The sequence below is a fragment of the Salinivibrio sp. ML290 genome, from assembly GCF_001995695.1.
GTDB lineage: Bacteria > Pseudomonadota > Gammaproteobacteria > Enterobacterales > Vibrionaceae > Salinivibrio > Salinivibrio siamensis.
Genome location: NZ_MUEY01000007.1, coordinates 158,539 through 173,259, shown reverse-complemented (window position 1 = coordinate 173,259; position 14,721 = coordinate 158,539). Strand labels below are relative to the sequence as shown.

At 49.3% G+C, this 14,721-nt stretch carries 14 protein-coding genes and 4 pseudogenes; 13 read left to right on the top strand and 5 right to left on the bottom strand.

The annotated features are described in order from the left end of the window. Window positions 1-218: 218 nt before the first annotated feature. Window positions 219-938 (top strand): GntR family transcriptional regulator, encoded by a 720-nt coding sequence (locus tag BZG23_RS08375; RefSeq protein ID WP_077606644.1) that lies wholly within the window; start codon window positions 219-221, stop codon window positions 936-938. Here the strand turns inward: BZG23_RS08375 and BZG23_RS08370 are convergent. After that, a complete protein-coding gene (locus tag BZG23_RS08370; protein ID WP_046075578.1) occupies window positions 894-1,586 on the bottom strand; it encodes an HAD-IA family hydrolase in 693 nt (230 codons plus the stop codon). The genes BZG23_RS08375 and BZG23_RS08370 overlap by 45 nt on opposite strands. Window positions 1,587-1,740: 154 nt before the next feature. On the opposite strand from BZG23_RS08370, the gene BZG23_RS08365 reads away from it, so the two are divergent. Then, on the top strand, window positions 1,741-2,436 hold the full coding sequence (locus BZG23_RS08365; RefSeq protein ID WP_077606643.1) for a fumarylacetoacetate hydrolase family protein: 696 nt from the start codon (window positions 1,741-1,743) through the stop codon (window positions 2,434-2,436). On the opposite strand, the gene BZG23_RS08360 is transcribed toward BZG23_RS08365, so the two are convergent. The 4 genes from BZG23_RS08360 to BZG23_RS08345 form a co-directional block, all read right to left on the bottom strand. Continuing rightward, entirely contained in the window at window positions 2,397-2,951 is a 555-nt protein-coding gene (locus tag BZG23_RS08360; protein ID WP_077606642.1) for a DUF1415 domain-containing protein, read from the bottom strand. The genes BZG23_RS08365 and BZG23_RS08360 overlap by 40 nt on opposite strands. A gap of 50 nt (window positions 2,952-3,001) precedes the next feature. Beyond that, window positions 3,002-3,457: a CreA family protein gene (locus tag BZG23_RS08355; protein ID WP_369795711.1), complete on the bottom strand. Its 456-nt coding sequence runs from the start codon at window positions 3,455-3,457 to the stop codon at window positions 3,002-3,004. 146 nt (window positions 3,458-3,603) lie between these two features. Next, window positions 3,604-3,936: a hypothetical protein gene (locus BZG23_RS08350; protein WP_077606641.1), complete on the bottom strand. Its 333-nt coding sequence runs from the start codon at window positions 3,934-3,936 to the stop codon at window positions 3,604-3,606. Window positions 3,937-4,028: 92 nt separating this feature from the next. Next, on the bottom strand, window positions 4,029-4,709 hold the full coding sequence (locus tag BZG23_RS08345; RefSeq protein ID WP_052708106.1) for a hypothetical protein: 681 nt from the start codon (window positions 4,707-4,709) through the stop codon (window positions 4,029-4,031). A gap of 364 nt (window positions 4,710-5,073) precedes the next feature. On the opposite strand from BZG23_RS08345, the gene BZG23_RS08340 reads away from it, so the two are divergent. The 11 genes and pseudogenes from BZG23_RS08340 to BZG23_RS08295 all read left to right on the top strand — a co-directional run bounded on the left by BZG23_RS08340 (window position 5,074) and on the right by BZG23_RS08295 (window position 14,713). Next, window positions 5,074-5,475 carry a GFA family protein gene (locus BZG23_RS08340; RefSeq protein WP_046075574.1) on the top strand — a complete coding sequence of 134 codons (402 nt, stop codon included), beginning with the start codon at window positions 5,074-5,076 and terminating at the stop codon, window positions 5,473-5,475. A gap of 12 nt (window positions 5,476-5,487) precedes the next feature. Beyond that, complete coding sequence (locus tag BZG23_RS08335) at window positions 5,488-6,006, top strand: GNAT family N-acetyltransferase (protein WP_077606640.1); 519 nt, start codon at window positions 5,488-5,490, stop codon at window positions 6,004-6,006. Between the two features lie 185 nt (window positions 6,007-6,191). Then, window positions 6,192-6,449 carry a glutathione S-transferase N-terminal domain-containing protein gene (locus BZG23_RS08330; RefSeq protein ID WP_025744429.1) on the top strand — a complete coding sequence of 86 codons (258 nt, stop codon included), beginning with the start codon at window positions 6,192-6,194 and terminating at the stop codon, window positions 6,447-6,449. Between the two features lie 9 nt (window positions 6,450-6,458). Further along, window positions 6,459-6,812, top strand: coding sequence for a hypothetical protein (locus BZG23_RS16465; protein WP_198532126.1), 354 nt, complete (start codon window positions 6,459-6,461; stop codon window positions 6,810-6,812). A gap of 284 nt (window positions 6,813-7,096) precedes the next feature. Then, window positions 7,097-7,477: pseudogene (locus BZG23_RS08325) on the top strand (Hcp family type VI secretion system effector); the annotation flags it as partial. Continuing rightward, window positions 7,474-7,908 (top strand): annotated as a pseudogene (locus BZG23_RS08320) (Hcp family type VI secretion system effector); the annotation flags it as partial. The pseudogenes BZG23_RS08325 and BZG23_RS08320, both read left to right, overlap by 4 nt. Before the next feature lie 231 nt (window positions 7,909-8,139). After that, window positions 8,140-8,592: pseudogene (locus BZG23_RS08315) on the top strand (contractile injection system protein, VgrG/Pvc8 family); the annotation flags it as partial. Then, window positions 8,583-10,139, top strand: a pseudogene (gene tssI / locus BZG23_RS08310) (type VI secretion system tip protein TssI/VgrG); the annotation flags it as partial. The pseudogenes BZG23_RS08315 and tssI, both read left to right, overlap by 10 nt. Then, entirely contained in the window at window positions 10,106-10,366 is a 261-nt protein-coding gene (locus tag BZG23_RS16900; protein ID WP_077606635.1) for a hypothetical protein, read from the top strand. The pseudogene tssI and the gene BZG23_RS16900, both read left to right, overlap by 34 nt. Then, entirely contained in the window at window positions 10,363-11,169 is an 807-nt protein-coding gene (locus BZG23_RS08300) for a DUF4123 domain-containing protein (protein WP_077606634.1), read from the top strand. The genes BZG23_RS16900 and BZG23_RS08300 overlap by 4 nt, the downstream gene beginning before the upstream one ends. Next, on the top strand, window positions 11,162-14,713 hold the full coding sequence (locus BZG23_RS08295; RefSeq protein WP_077606633.1) for a toxin VasX: 3,552 nt from the start codon (window positions 11,162-11,164) through the stop codon (window positions 14,711-14,713). Before BZG23_RS08300 ends, BZG23_RS08295 begins: the two co-directional genes overlap by 8 nt. The last annotated feature ends 8 nt before the right edge of the window (window positions 14,714-14,721 follow it).

Below are 14,721 nucleotides of genomic sequence, written 5' to 3'. Positions count from 1 at the left end.
ACAAAAAAGCGTAATACACACGAGACGTCGGCCTAGTTGTGGGGAAATATGTCTCAGCGTGTTCCTTAAGTGCATCTTTTGTTCTTTGCTCCGATTCCGAGTAGACTGGCGATTCTATCTTAATCACTGTTTATTTCTTGGACATAATGGACAGGTTTTGACAGCAAATTGAGAAAGATCACACTAGCGATACAAAGATCACGCAGGCCTGACAGCTCATGATGCAATTTATGGTGATTCGCCAGCAGTTATTAGCGCAAATTGATCGCGGTTTATTGGCGCCGGACAAAAAACTCCCAGGTGAGCGCCAGCTTGCAGACACCTTTTCCACTACCCGTGTCACCTTGCGAGAGGCACTTGCAGTGCTTGAGGCGGAAGGACGCATATATCGGCGAGAGCGACGTGGCTGGTTTGTGGCGCCCACCCCTTGTGCGTATGATCCCAGCCAACTCGTCGATTGGCAGCACAATTTCTCTCAACACGGTGGCCAATTTGCTTGGCTATCGCAAAAGACGCCCATGGCGTCGGCGTCGGTGAGCGATCAGATGCAACTGCCTCCATTTGCTCAGGTCTTCGAGGGAGAGGGACTGATTCAGATCGCACAGCTCCCTGTTGGCTTTGTGCGTACGTATCTCCATCCTGATTATTTCCCCAGCATCTGGCAAACTGGCGACCAAGCAATGTTGTTAAACACGCCAGCCGATGCGGATGTGTATTGGTCGAGCACATGGGAAGCGCTAGACAGTGAGCGTGCTAGTGTATTGGCCGTGCCTGCTGGTACGCCAGTGTTAATGGTGACCCGAGAGTGGCACATCCAGCACGCCCACGGGGGTCAGACTATCCGGATTGATACGGAGTGGTGGCGGCAGCATGCGGTGACACTCTGTGGTTGCTCAGCGCGTGATGCTCAGGCTGGCCCTGTGAAAAAACGAGAGTAAGTCTTCACTTTTAAACAGCCGCGTCACCAAAGGGTGCACCGTAGTGGGTACATTGGGGTTGGGGTTAAAGTGGATGGTACGCATCTCGGCATTGATCCCCGCTTGTATGCCCTTGTTGGTGTCATCGATGAACACACACTGGGCAGTGGGGCATGCCATATTCATCGCAGCGTAGTGAAGAAGATCCGGGGCCGGCTTCCAGCTGTTAGTCTCAAAGGCACTGAATAAGCGATGCTCAAAATAGGGCAACAGCTTGGTGAGTTGAAGTGCATGGGCCATTTTTTCTACCGGACTATTTGATGCGACACAAACATCAATCCCTTGCTGTTCAAGCGCCTGTAAGACGGTTTCAATGCCCTTTACTGGCGCTAACTCAGCCTCGAAATACTGACGACATAAGTGTCGAAAACGTGGCTCGAGTTGATCAATAGGAATATGTGTGCCGCTTCGCTCGCAGGTTTGCTGGAGGACATCGGTCAGTTTTCCGCCCTCAAAATGATCGAGCGAGTCTTGCAGGTCAACACGCACACCAAAGGTAGAGAAGGTTTCTACCAAGGCTTGGTGGGATAATTTCTCTGAGTCAACTAAGGTTCCCTCGCAATCAAAAATGACGCAATGAATGGGGGGATCAAATGGATGTTGCGGCATACGTTCTCCCTTCAATCTCTCTTTGTATCCTTGGACGAGATAGAAAAATCAACAAGTCAGTGACACGGGAAATGCCAACTGTGTCTTGCATTCTTGCCTTTTTCGTTATCAAAATTAGTCAGGGATCGACTTTTCATTAGCAAGGAAGAAACCGATGCGTTATCAACATCAATGGTTAAAGGGTGGGGCGATCGATTTGCCCGTTGGACAGGTGGTGTGTGTAGGACGTAATTATGCTGCCCATGCGCGGGAGCTTAACAATCCTATTCCGGATGAGCCGGTTCTGTTTATGAAACCGCCGAGTGCAATCCAACCTCTGGATGACAAGCTGGCGATAGTGGCGTCATTTGCCCCCGTTCACTACGAAACCGAGTTGGCGGTGCTAATCACCAAACCTTTATTTCATGCCACTAAACAAGCCGTTGAAGACGCCTTGGGCGGGATGACACTGGCGCTGGACTTGACCCGTCGTGAAACGCAAAGCCGCTTAAAACAAAAAGGGTTACCTTGGGAGCGGGCGAAAGCGTTCGCGGGGAGCGCAGCGGTTGGACGTTTTGTGTCGGTGCCTGATGATTGGCGTGAGGTCGCCTTTTCATTGTCCATCAATGGCGAGATGCGGCAGCAGGGAAATAGCGCGACCATGTTAATGCCCGTGATCACGCTTATTCAGCATATAAGCCAAATATTTTGGTTGAGCCCAGGCGACATTGTGTTGACGGGCACCCCCGAAGGGGTTGGTGTGCTGGAAAACGGCGACCTTTTATCGCTGTCGCTTGAGGGACAACACCTTGCCCAAACCCAGGTAGTGGTTCAGTCTGATGAGGCTTTTACCCAAGGAAAGAGTGCTTGACGCTCTTCGTGGGTCAGTGCTGAAACACGGGCAATGTTACGCGCGGGGATCTGTTCTGGGTCTTGGCCATAATGGGCGAGCGCGCGTGACATACTGGCCTCTCGGATTAAGTGAAAGCATGGATAGGGTGAGCGATTGGTTAAGTTCTCGCTATCTTCAGGGTCGCAGCCTTCAAAACAGTAGTCGGGATGAAAACTGGCAACTTGGAAAATTCCCCGCCAGTGGTAGTGGTCAATCATCGCCTCGGTAGCATCGACTAAGTCGAGGTAGTGATCAAAGTCAGCGAGTGCGTTGGGCACCACGACCACCGTGGTATCAGTGATGGCAGGATCGGTGTGATCAAGATGGACTAAAGCCTGATAAATCGCGGTTAAAATCTCGGTATCATCTTGGGCGTCACAAATATCAATATGAATTTGTTGTTTGCGACGGGGCTTAGCAGCGAAAGGGCAAAGATTTAGCCCGATCACCACGTCATCTAGCCACGCGTTTATGTGTGTTTCTACTGTATTCATCGAGTTGTTGCCTAAATCAGCACATGCACCTAAAAGGCACGCAGCGACGATTATTGTTGTGACTGTGATTGATAGGCTTTGGTGCCCCAAAGAGGAACCGTGGACAAGCTATGCTTAAAGCTGCCGGATGTTTCTTTTGTTGAGTAAGAGAGATACATCAAGGTTTGATTTTTTACATCAAAGATCCGACGAATCTTCATCGACTTGAAGAAAATACTTTTTGATTTTCTAAATACCACTTCGCCCGATGCGCTTTTATCGATATTGGCAATCATCTCTGGCGTAATTTCACCGGTTTGACGACAAGAGATGGCACTATCACTGGGATCAGAAAAGCTTAAGTCAGCTTCAACAGAGGCGACATGGCACGTTACCCCGCTCACCACAGGATCGACAAGATGGTTAAGCTTGATGTCTTTCATGGTAAACATCCCCAAGCTTACGTCCCCAACTTCATCGTTGTCACAACCAGCCAGCGCCGCGGCGAGCGCGACTACAAATAGCATTTTTTTCATCATCAAAGCCCTTGTTTATCCGTGGCGGGAGTGTATCACAGCCTAGACGGGAGGAGGAAAAGTGTGCGTTGACCAAGAAGGCCTATGATTGTTGGTCGCCGACAAAAAGATGTAAGTCAATGGCAGGCTGTTCGCTATTACTCGCGAAACTGCGCATCTCCGTCTTGACCTGCTAGGGATTTAGGCTCGAACGTCATTAATACTTGGGCGGCATCGCAGTAGCTGCCGGTATCGGCGAATTTTTTTCGGGCTGCAGCAATTTTACGCTCGGCAATGCGCCTAACGTCTTGCGCATTAGCTTGATTACTAAACGTCATTTGCTGGCTAATCATTTCTTGGCTAAAGGTCGATTTGCAAATCGTCTCGTTTTTGTGGGTTATGACTTTGTCGGATTGAGATGAGTCATCCGAGTTTGCATAGGAAAATGTAGAAAAAACAATTAAAAGGAAAACAAACGTCCGCGCCATCATCTTGGCTCCTGCTGCTCTTTTCCCCAATGATAGCATCAAGCCACGACGCCGCCTACTGGCGGCGCCGAGCAATTGTGAACGAAATTGAAGCGTTACTGAGCGGGTAAATCATGCTCCGCCGAGTGCGTGAGTGAGGCGGGAGTGGCAATATGGCCTGGCTTTACCGACTCTAACCAATAACCCAGTGCCGAGAGCCAAATGAGTGAGTATGCCACTAATTCTGTGCTTTCCTCGGCGATATTTTTAACGTCTCGCACATACATGGCTCCCATGGCTTGCTCCCACAGCTCGCCCATTCCAAATAAGCGTGAGTAAACCAGCAGTAGCCCCAATGCCACAATCAGCATCGTACTGCTTTTGGCACTCAGCGCATGGGCAAGGCTGGTGAATGTGTCACGGCCGTGTTTGATCGCTGGCCAAAGAGTTAATCCGGTGACCAACAATGCGGGTACCTTCCAGAAACCATGCATTACGATATCGAGTGTGGCATCGAGCTCACGGATCATCAGCACTAAGAAAAAACCACTCATAAGCTTTGCTGCGTGACAAAGCGTAGGGTTGAACTTGGCGACGCGGCGAAACGTGAATACGGTGAGAATCAGCAGGAGCAACTGTGAGAGCTCAATAAGTGAAGACTCTGATGCGACATTATGCGCGGCCACACTGTAATGAATAATGCCGGCAATACCGGCGAGATAGCACGCGACAGCAAAAAACTTGCCTGCCCCTTTGAGCACGGCACGAGCAGCACATGAAGATCGTAGTAGTGTCATATCACCCTCAACTTGATAAAAACGATCAGCCCGTCCGTAGATCACGTCACGTATATGTGACCTTTATCCCAAATTTTATGACAATGATATTACGGGGCGCTTTCATAAACTGCAATAATTTATGTGACTAATGTCACTATATGTTCAGGGTGGCGTCAGGATTGTGAGCGTTTGCTCGTCAAGCGTCTAGTTGGATCGACGCAGTGTCAAAGTATTTACACTGTAAATACTTTGACGACGAGATAAGGAAACATCTTTGGCGCAGATTAACTGACAGTTATGCCTATGAAATCAAACATTTTAATTGTTTTTTACTAGGCAAGAGTAGACAATGAAGTCTGATACTTTAGATAGGGATATGCTCATGTCCACGCTCTCTGCTAGCTGCCTATGTGGTGGTGTCCGTCTTACATTGCCAGATACCTTCCTTTATATGGGTAATTGCCATTGCTCTGAATGTCGTAAATTCACCGGGGCAGATTATTCGTCAGTCGGTGGTATTGAGGCTGAAAAAGTGGCCGTTACCGCGGGCCAAGATCATCTTCGCTATTATGAAAAGAGTGCCGAAACGGTTCTCGCGTTTTGTGGGCACTGTGGGTCGAGTCTTTTCTCTCATAAAATCAATAAGGATGTGTTCAATATTCGTCTGGGAATTTTGGATACCGCCCCACAATGCGCGCCAAATTTTCACATTCACACGGCGTCGAAGGCACCATGGCATACGCCCAATGAGTCATTAAAACAGTTTGAACATGGGCCGGATTAATTCGGTCGTGTGATGCAGTTACTGATCCGCCCTCTTATCCTGGCTGATACGGACTTGTTGTTCCATTTTGAACAACAAAACCGTGCTTATTTTGAAACCTATATTGAATCGCGCGGTGAGGCGTTTTATCGCCGAGCAGGTGTTTATGACCACATCTGTGAATTACTTGCCTTACATCAGAAAGGACAACACGTATCGATGTTGATTACGGATGCCGAGGGCCAGCTTTTGGGACGGGTTAATATCAGCCAAATTGATGCGGTATCTGCATCAGGTTCGTTAGGGTATCGCATTGCAGAGCAACATACCGGGAAGGGGGTTGCCTCTCGAGCGGTAAAGTATGCGTTAGAGATCGCGCGCGAGCACGGACTTGTGACACTCAACGCCATGGCATCTACGACCAACATTGCATCACAAACGGTGTTAGAGCGGAATGGATTTAACCTATGCGATAAAAAATTCAACGTGGCACACGTGGCTGGCGAAGTGATTGACTGTCTTTGTTACCGCAACACATTATCCAGTGTTTGAGTGATGAGCAAGCGACCTTGAGGTGATGGGTTAATCTCCATTATGCACTAGGTTGCTTATTTGGTGCCAATAAAACAGGCTAACGACTAGCGTTGGGACCAAGTTCAATGCCATCATTACGTGGAATGAATTCACACATATGGCGGCATTTGAAAATCCGCCCTGATGACCTAAAAGGAAACATAATGGCTGATTTGAACGGACTAAGCTTGTATCACAAAGAGCACTGCCCATTTTGCCATAAAGTGCGTGCAGTCATGACAGAGCTCAAGTTAGATATTCCGCTGGTGGATATGAACGCTAACGCCGAAGAATGGCAACGCCTACAGACCGAGGGCGGCAAAGGCATGGTGCCTTGTCTGCGTATTGACCAAGGCGGCGAAACACAGTGGATGTATGAATCGGACGACATTATTGAATACTTGCGTGACAACTTCGCGTAATTGAACCAGATGCTGGTTACGAGGGTCGCAGTTATCGATGCGACCTTCTTTTTAAGTATTATTACCTGTATGCCTGCCTCTCCGCCTTCTTCAACGCCCTGTGCACTGTGTCAGCACTCAAGGCCGCTGACCTTCCATCACTTGATCCCCAAAACTTGTCATAACAATAAATGGTTCACCAAGCGCTTTTCCCGACCTTACATGCGTGAGCACGGTATTTGGGTATGTCGGCCTTGCCATGCTTTTATTCATCGCCAATTCAGTGAAAAACACCTGGGTCGCGTATTACACAGTCTCGACCTTTTACTCGCTGAGCCTGTGATCCAAGACTACATCCACTGGGCACGCAAACAGCGATCGTAATGAAGTAATAAGTGTGCGATGACCCACTAACAATGCCAAGTGGGTTCAAAAAAATAGCGATGAAAATGACAACACAAATACCAACTCGTTAGCCTGCTGGCTAAGCAACTTTTTGCTTGGCTTGGCAAGAAGTTGCTTGGCACGTGCAAAAAATTGGTCAGCCATATTCTAAGGATCTGATTTATATAGATAAAAAACTTGGCATGCATTTCGCAAGATAAGACAGCGAACAGGCACACCGCCACGGTGGCGATGTGTCTTCCATGACATACAAAGGAGCGATTATGCCAACGCCATGTTATATCTCGATTGAAGGTGAAACTCAGGGTTTGATTACTGCCGGTGCCTGCACCGCCGATTCTATCGGTGATGCGTTTGTGGAAGGGCACGAAGACGAGATGCTGGTACAACAGTTTAACCACAATGTGACCGTGCCAACGGACCCACAGTCAGGTCAGCCGTCAGGCCAACGTGTGCACAAGCCTTTCCAATTCACTGTCGCACTCAACAAAGCGGTGCCGTTGCTTTATAACGCACTGGCGTCAGGTGAGAAGATGTCAACGGTCGAGCTAAAGTGGTACCGCACCTCGATTGAAGGCAAACAAGAAAACTTCTTTACCACCAAGCTGGAAAGCGCCTCGATTGTGGACATTCACGCTGTGATGCGTTTGTGGAAGGTCACGAAGACGAGATGCTGGTACAACAGTTTAACCACAATGTGACCGTGCCAACGGACCCACAGTCAGGTCAGCCGTCAGGCCAACGTGTGCACAAGCCTTTCCAATTCACTGTCGCACTCAACAAAGCGGTGCCGTTGCTTTATAACGCACTGGCGTCAGGTGAGAAGATGTCAACGGTCGAGCTAAAGTGGTACCGCACCTCGATTGAAGGCAAACAAGAAAACTTCTTTACCACCAAGCTGGAAAGCGCCTCGATTGTGGACATTCACTGCGAGATGCCCCATTGCCAAGACCCGGCGAAGTCAGACTTCACCCAGAAYCTGACGGTGTCGATGTCTTACCGCAAAGTGACCTGGGACCACGTCAATGCAGGCACCTCAGGCTCAGACGACTGGCGCAAGCCTATCGAAGCCTAATCCTTCATGGCGACATGAAGACACAAACAGCCTGCCTTTACGGGCGGGCTGTGGTGCGTTGAGCCAGACGGCAGGGTCTGGCTGAACGTATCAGGGTAAACAAGCAGGGCGAAGGATACACAGATGGCGACATTGCAAATAGCGTTAACCGTGGCGGGGCTAGACCCGCAACCGTTCGTGGTGGTGGACTACCAAGGGGACGAGTGCCTCTCTCACCAAGCCGGTCTGAATGGCAATCCAGTGTATGGGTTCCAGTATGAGGTGGCCTTGGCGAGCCGCCATACCGACATCACGCCAGAGCAAGTGGTCGACAAGCCGGTGCAGCTGACACTGTGGCGCAATGGCGAGCTGGTCAAACGGGTGCAGGGCATCGCCAGTGCCTTTAGCCAAGGTGACATTGGTCATCACTTTACCCGCTACCGTTTAACCTTGGTGCCTGCCTTATATCGCCTGTCGCTTCGCCAAAACAGTCGTACCTTCCAGCACCAAACCGTGCCGACTATTCTAGACACCCTGCTCACGGAAATGGGGGTGACGGAGGTTAGCTTCTCGCTAACCCGTGACTATGCCGAACGTGAATACTGTGTCCAGCATCGAGAAAGCGACCTAGCCTTCTTCCACCGCTTAGCGGCAGAAGAAGGCTTGGTGTATCACCATGAGCACGATGCTACGCAATGGGGGTGACGGAGGTTAGCTTCTCGCTAACCCGTGACTATGCCGAACGTGAATACTGTGTCCAGCATCGAGAAAGCGACCTAGCCTTCTTCCACCGCTTAGCGGCAGAAGAAGGCTTGGTGTATCACCATGAGCACGATGCTACGACCCACACCCTGATAATAACCGATGCGCCCGACAGCTTGCCCCAGCTTGACAGCCCTGTGCCCTATAATGCTGTCAGTGGCGGACGCACCGATACGCCGTATATCTATGGGCTGACACGCCACACTGCGGCTCGCCCTAGCCACACGGCGTTAAAAGACTACAGCTTTAAAAAGCCAAGCTACAGCTTCCAACAAGCCGCGCAAGCCGATGGCATTGATTACCAGCGTACCGACAGCTACGAGCACTTTGACTTCCCGGGCCGTTTTAAAGACGACACCACCGGGCAGGCGTTTAACCAAACCCGCCTCGAGTACTTACGCCGTGAGGCCGAGCATGCCAACGGCCAAAGCAATGAGCCGGCATTAAGAGCCGGCTATCGCTTTACCATCAGCGACCATCTGGATGAGGGCGTCAACCAAGCGTGGCAAGTGGTACGGGTGCACCACCAAGGCAGCCAACCGCAAGCACTGGAAGAAGAGGGCGGCCAAGGGGCCACGACCTACAACAACCAGTTTATGCTTATCCCTGCTACTACCCCGTGGCGTGCAACCCCCATGCCTAAACCTCAAGTGGATGGCCCCATGATAGGCACCGTGGTGGGACCGGATGGCGAAGAAATCTTCTGTGATGAACACGGGCGAGTGAAAGTCCACTTCCCGTGGGACCGTTATTCCAACGGCGATGACAAAAGCAGCTGCTGGATACGGGTGGCGCAAGGCTGGGCAGGCAGCCAATACGGCATGATGGCCATACCCCGCATTGGCCATGAAGTGATTGTGTCCTTCCTACACGGTGACCCGGACCAACCGATTATCACCGGCCGCACGTATCATGCGACCAATGTGCCGCCTTATACCTTGCCGGCACACAAAACCAAGACGGTTTGGCGCAGTGAGAGTCATCAAGGCGAGGGCTACAACGAACTCACGTTCGAAGACCAATCGGGCAGTGAGCAAGTGTATTTACACGCACAAAAAGACTGGCACACCGAGGTAGAAAACGACCGGGTGACTGAGATAGGTCATGACAATCACCATCAGGTGCACAATGACCAATTTCATCGTGTGATGGGTAATGCGCATCATACCGTGGAGGGTGAGAGTCGCACCCGTATTGGTGGTAACCACTCCAACCTCGTCAAAGCCAGTGAGCACTATAAAGTCGGTAAGGTTCATGCTGTAGATGCAGGGAGTGACATTCACCTAAAAACGGGCGCCAAACTGGTGATCGAAGCCGGTGCAGAAGTTACCTTAAGTGCCGGCGGTAGCTTTGTGAAAGTGGACGCAGCTGGCGTGCATGCTTCTGGTGCCTCAGTGAACCTAAACTCAGGCGGCAGTGCAGGCAGTGGCCCAGGCTTTAATGGCCAAATGGCCAAATGGCCAAGCGTCCAAAAACCATCGACGCCTTAGCCGATCCCGAAGCCGCGCCACTCCCCGATATCCAAGCGGTTGATGTAATGACCACATCAGAAACACAGCAAGGGGCACCGACGCTTATCGCTGTTCCAGCGACGGCGAGTCTTGTGCAACAAGTTATTGCCGACGTTAAATCTGAAACACCAATTACGCAAGCGTGCCTCAAACAACCTGACGGTAGTTGCCCGCTATCAGACTGCCCCTGTGGGAACAACGTATGAGCTTACATCTAGCATCCACACATGGTGATGAGCCGATAAACTGGTATGCGTTAGTGAGTGACTATGACGGCATGCATCAAGAGGTTTATGGACTTATTGCTGGTCACAATATTGAACCACTTTATTTATCGACGCCGCTATCAGTGATGATAGAGCGTAGTCCGCTTGTTATTCCTTTGAGAGCGAATGACCCCATTGTCGATAAGCTATCCAAAGATAGGACTTTATACTTTTCGGCTCCAAACACGGTAGGGTTCGACGCTGTTCTAGCGCAGTTAAGAAATCGCCTTCAAGTGCAGTTTTCAGCAGCGCGAAAAGGCTTTTTACATTACTACGTACCGGCAGTAGCAAGCTATTTTTTGTTGCTTGCTGAACCAAGTGATACCGCTGATTGGCTCGGTATTCTCTCTGGGGCTTATGTGTACCAGAAGATACACAGTCGACAACCTGAGTGGGTGCATATCCTCGGAGCAAATACCGTAGAAGCATCGTCGTCATTGTGGCAGCTGACGGATTCACAGAAAGATGCATTGAACGAAAAGCACACAGAGCAAGAAATACAGCAATGGGCTGAAACGCAAGGCATTGACATGTTTGACTGGCCCAAACAAAAAGCAGTTAGCCACTTTTGTGCAAAGCATCAAATAGAGAGCCAAGCGTTAATCAATAAGGTTCACTCTCTCCTACATGAAAATGCGATCAGTTTGGACGAAGCATCGTTAACAATCGCACCAGGACAGACTGAAACGAGCATTGTGGAACAATTAGAGAAATGGGTGTCTAGGGAGTATTTAAATGTCTGATAAGTTTTCTTCAGCGCCTGCATGCGATGGCAAAAAGCTTCTTATTGAAGTGACAGGAATACAACATGGAGCAGAGCAGGATTTTGATTTTTATGATCTAACAGACATGACGCAGCAACCTTCTCTTGAAGCCAAGAAGAAGGTAGACCCCGAACTCGATGACACCACGATATACAGCTGGGACTGGAGCGACGAGAAAGAAAATCGTAACGTCTGGTTGAAAGTGGATGCCGACGATGGTCCCATTAAGCTACCGTTATTTGAAAATGTAACAGTGACTGAGAGAAAGCAAGACGAACAAGATTACTTGGTTCACTCAGTGCTTCCGCTCACTCTTTTGCCGTCATATCAGGAATCCGTTACCAATGCGGACCGTGTGGCACCTGTTCGCGCGGGGTATTTATATGTTTTTTATAACCACAAAGCATGGCGAGAGATCCACATTACACCTGAAGACGGGGAAATGTGCTTAAAAGACGTTCATCTCTATCGTTATCGAGAGGGGCGAGATCAACCCTTTAAAGATGAAGAACGTGTTGCGACAGGAATGCCCTTAGGTGAGATTTGGATCCCCGCGAAAGCAAAAAACGAGCAATCCGTTGTTCATATTGCATTTTCTGAAGTGCAATGGAGTGCGCCCCGTCTGAACTATCTTGAGGCACACCCAGAGCAGTTAATGCAACGTGCTAAAGCGCTAGACAGTCTTAATGTGGTTGATGGGTCAGACATACTGAAAGTCACAGCGTTACCTGCTATGCGAGTGAGGGCGCCTGAATTAGAGTTCTTCCTTGCCGAGCCGATGCAGCTCAATCGCGATCTATCCGGCGCTTGGGTTAATCAAACCTATCAAACGGTGAAGGGAGAGCTTGAATCCATGAGGGAAGATGGCGAATCCGCGCCGAATATGCTTCGGTATTATGATCATCAACCTCACCGCTACGAGTATGTGCTCAGACACTCTGCACTGATGGACATTCTTTCTCCCGACTCTGGAGAGAGCGAAATGTGGGAGGCGGAATCGACAGACGACTATCTTGCTCAAGCCAAGCAACGTCACTTAAGAGCCATTGTGCTGGATGATCCGCTTTTTGATCTTAGACACCATACTTACCTCGCGCGAAGTGGTGTGGCTTACATGCAACAAATTTACGTTGATATGAGCCAACAACCTCATTACCGCTCTGCGGAGTTAGTGCAAAAGTTAGTTGTTCCTCCCAAGTTTGGCAAAAATGAAAATCCGTCACATGCTGCGTACGATGAGATGGATACTTTCTTAGGGGGACGTTTTCATCGAACACTGCGCACCGTAGAGCGTCAAATATGCTGCACCGATATAGAAAATTTGCAAGGTTACGTACAAAGCATTATTGAGGAACCGCGGCTGGCTGTGGTGATCCGAGATATCAGCTCACTCAACGATATCAATGCAGCGGCAGCCCAAAAGCTGGTAGGGGAAGCGGTATCTGCGCTTTGCGTGAATACGAAAAAACTTGACCAACTCTCTCACTATGAAGATCGGGGGATGTCTCCCTATTTAGATACAGCAAAGAATATTCTACTGCCCAGTGGCGGCTCAGCTTTGCACCCGATACTTTTCCCTGCAGAACAAAGTGTTAGCTTGGACGAGTTGTTGGAAGAGCCGCCAGAGCCWGTTAATCTAGGCGATGGGTTGGCAACGCCTGAGTTACTCGCATTGTGGTTTAAAAAGGGTCAGGATATTCAAGATGAAGATTTGCGAGTCTTCGAWCTTGCCTCAGTGTCGTCCGCCAACAACAACCAAGAGGGCGACTTTGGTTCTGTGCGACGGGTTGCGAATACCCTAGATACCATTCTTCGAGGTTATTACGAAACCTTGTTGGAATTGAGCAAAGAATTGGCTGATGAAGCAAAGGTCATTGAGTTTAACAGCGCCTATGCACCTGTTTTGCGGTTAATGAAATCAGCAAATAGTGAAATGTTGGGGGACATCACCTATCAACCCGTCGGTGGAAAGGCGTTTAAAGGGACTGTCGTTGGCGTAGCAGGGCATGGCCTGACTTGGGGCCTAAGTGATATTGATCGGGAATACATTAAAACCAAGCAAAAAAAAGCACCCATGGCACGTATGTATGAAAATGCGTCAGGGAAATTGGTGGCCTCAACCGGTAAAAATGCGTTTAGGTCTAGCGATATACCCGGCGTTGATCGCGCAGCTGTTGGGCCTAAGTTGCCACTAAAAGTGGTTGTGGTGTCAGAAGACAGCCAGATGGCAGAAGCCTTTAATCAAGCCAACACCCGCCGAGCGTTAAACAATGTCAACCAGACGGCCAGCAATGCCTACGAGGGACTACGTGTTCCTTATTTTATTGCGGTTATTGAGCTTGTTAACCTGATGGTGAATGCTCAACATTTTAGTAATCTAACACGATCTCGTGATGTTTATTCACTTGCGCAAGTTGGCAGCGTCCTAGCAGACTTAGGAATCGCTACAGTACATGCCTCAAATCTTTACACACAAAATGCCTCTCGCCTTGCGACTGTATCAAATGCTACTGCTTTTAGAGTGCCCGGTTCTCTGGTCGGTTGGGTAGCGTCTAAAAGTAATACAGTAAGGCTACTTGGTAGAGTGAGCGTCATAGGCCTAGCCAGCCTTGCCGCTGGTTTTTTAACCGCGGCGATTGCTGGTTGGGATGCGATTCGTCTATGGCAAAACAATGATATTGATGCCAGTATTGCTATGGGGATGGTGGCGATAGGCACCTTCGTTACCACAGTCGCGACAGGGTTGTTTGCTACCAATGCACCAATACTATTTGCTATGGGCCCGATTGCTTGGCTGGGTATAGGTGTATCAGTAGCGGGCTTGGTGCTCTTTTCATATTCGAAAAATAGTCCGTTAGAAAACTGGATGACGCATGGCCCCTTCGGTGAAGAGCCCAATGAAGACTATCAGCACCTATTAGATCCTATAACGGCCTATGAGCGCTTGTTGGGCATGTTCTTAACCCTATCGACGAAAGCCTATCACCTTGAGAGTGAGACGGTTTTTGCTGAAAAACTAAAACGCCGTATGCAGTCTCTTGGTGCCACTCACGTAATACATGTCAATACAAACTTAGCCTCATTATTGAACGAAGAAACACTTGATATTGAATTTTATACCCGCCAGGCGATCGAAAAAATCACAGAGACGACCGATAGGACGGGGAACCTGCGCTCGACCAGTGAAATCGTTAACCTCAGCCGAGATAATTTAAGAATAATTCATACAGAAAAAACAGATGAAGGCCAAGCACATTTTGTTGCATATAATCTGAATGTACCTAGTATCAGTTCAGATTACAGCCTTTTGCCACTGCGTTCGTATATTAATCGCTACAAACCTGTATTTATAACCCGCACAAGGTTGGAGGTAGAAGGGGTCAGCTTCCCGACTTTAGAACTCGACCAAAACAAAGAAGATGCAGAAATAAGTCCTGTCCCTAGTTTTGAGTTAGAGGATCATAGCGACATTGGTTGGGCTAACGCCACCTTGGTCGCTAACACACCAGCGTCAAGCTCCTAATGCAATAA

What these genes read in the sequence shown, in the direction of transcription:
- BZG23_RS08355 (WP_369795711.1), bottom strand. Translation starts at nt 3,457, where the DNA reads ATGCTATTTGTAGTCGCGCTCGCCGCGGCGCTGGCTGGTTGTGACAAC.
- BZG23_RS08345 (WP_052708106.1), bottom strand. Translation starts at nt 4,709, where the DNA reads ATGACACTACTACGATCTTCATGTGCTGCTCGTGCCGTGCTCAAAGGG.
- BZG23_RS08370 (WP_046075578.1), bottom strand. Translation starts at nt 1,586, where the DNA reads ATGCCGCAACATCCATTTGATCCCCCCATTCATTGCGTCATTTTTGAT.
- BZG23_RS08330 (WP_025744429.1), top strand. Translation starts at nt 6,192, where the DNA reads ATGGCTGATTTGAACGGACTAAGCTTGTATCACAAAGAGCACTGCCCA.
- BZG23_RS08375 (WP_077606644.1), top strand. Translation starts at nt 219, where the DNA reads ATGATGCAATTTATGGTGATTCGCCAGCAGTTATTAGCGCAAATTGAT.
- BZG23_RS16900 (WP_077606635.1), top strand. Translation starts at nt 10,106, where the DNA reads ATGGCCAAGCGTCCAAAAACCATCGACGCCTTAGCCGATCCCGAAGCC.
- BZG23_RS08340 (WP_046075574.1), top strand. Translation starts at nt 5,074, where the DNA reads ATGTCCACGCTCTCTGCTAGCTGCCTATGTGGTGGTGTCCGTCTTACA.
- BZG23_RS08335 (WP_077606640.1), top strand. Translation starts at nt 5,488, where the DNA reads ATGCAGTTACTGATCCGCCCTCTTATCCTGGCTGATACGGACTTGTTG.
- BZG23_RS08360 (WP_077606642.1), bottom strand. Translation starts at nt 2,951, where the DNA reads ATGAATACAGTAGAAACACACATAAACGCGTGGCTAGATGACGTGGTG.
- BZG23_RS08350 (WP_077606641.1), bottom strand. Translation starts at nt 3,936, where the DNA reads ATGATGGCGCGGACGTTTGTTTTCCTTTTAATTGTTTTTTCTACATTT.
- BZG23_RS16465 (WP_198532126.1), top strand. Translation starts at nt 6,459, where the DNA reads ATGCTGGTTACGAGGGTCGCAGTTATCGATGCGACCTTCTTTTTAAGT.
- BZG23_RS08300 (WP_077606634.1), top strand. Translation starts at nt 10,363, where the DNA reads ATGAGCTTACATCTAGCATCCACACATGGTGATGAGCCGATAAACTGG.
- BZG23_RS08365 (WP_077606643.1), top strand. Translation starts at nt 1,741, where the DNA reads ATGCGTTATCAACATCAATGGTTAAAGGGTGGGGCGATCGATTTGCCC.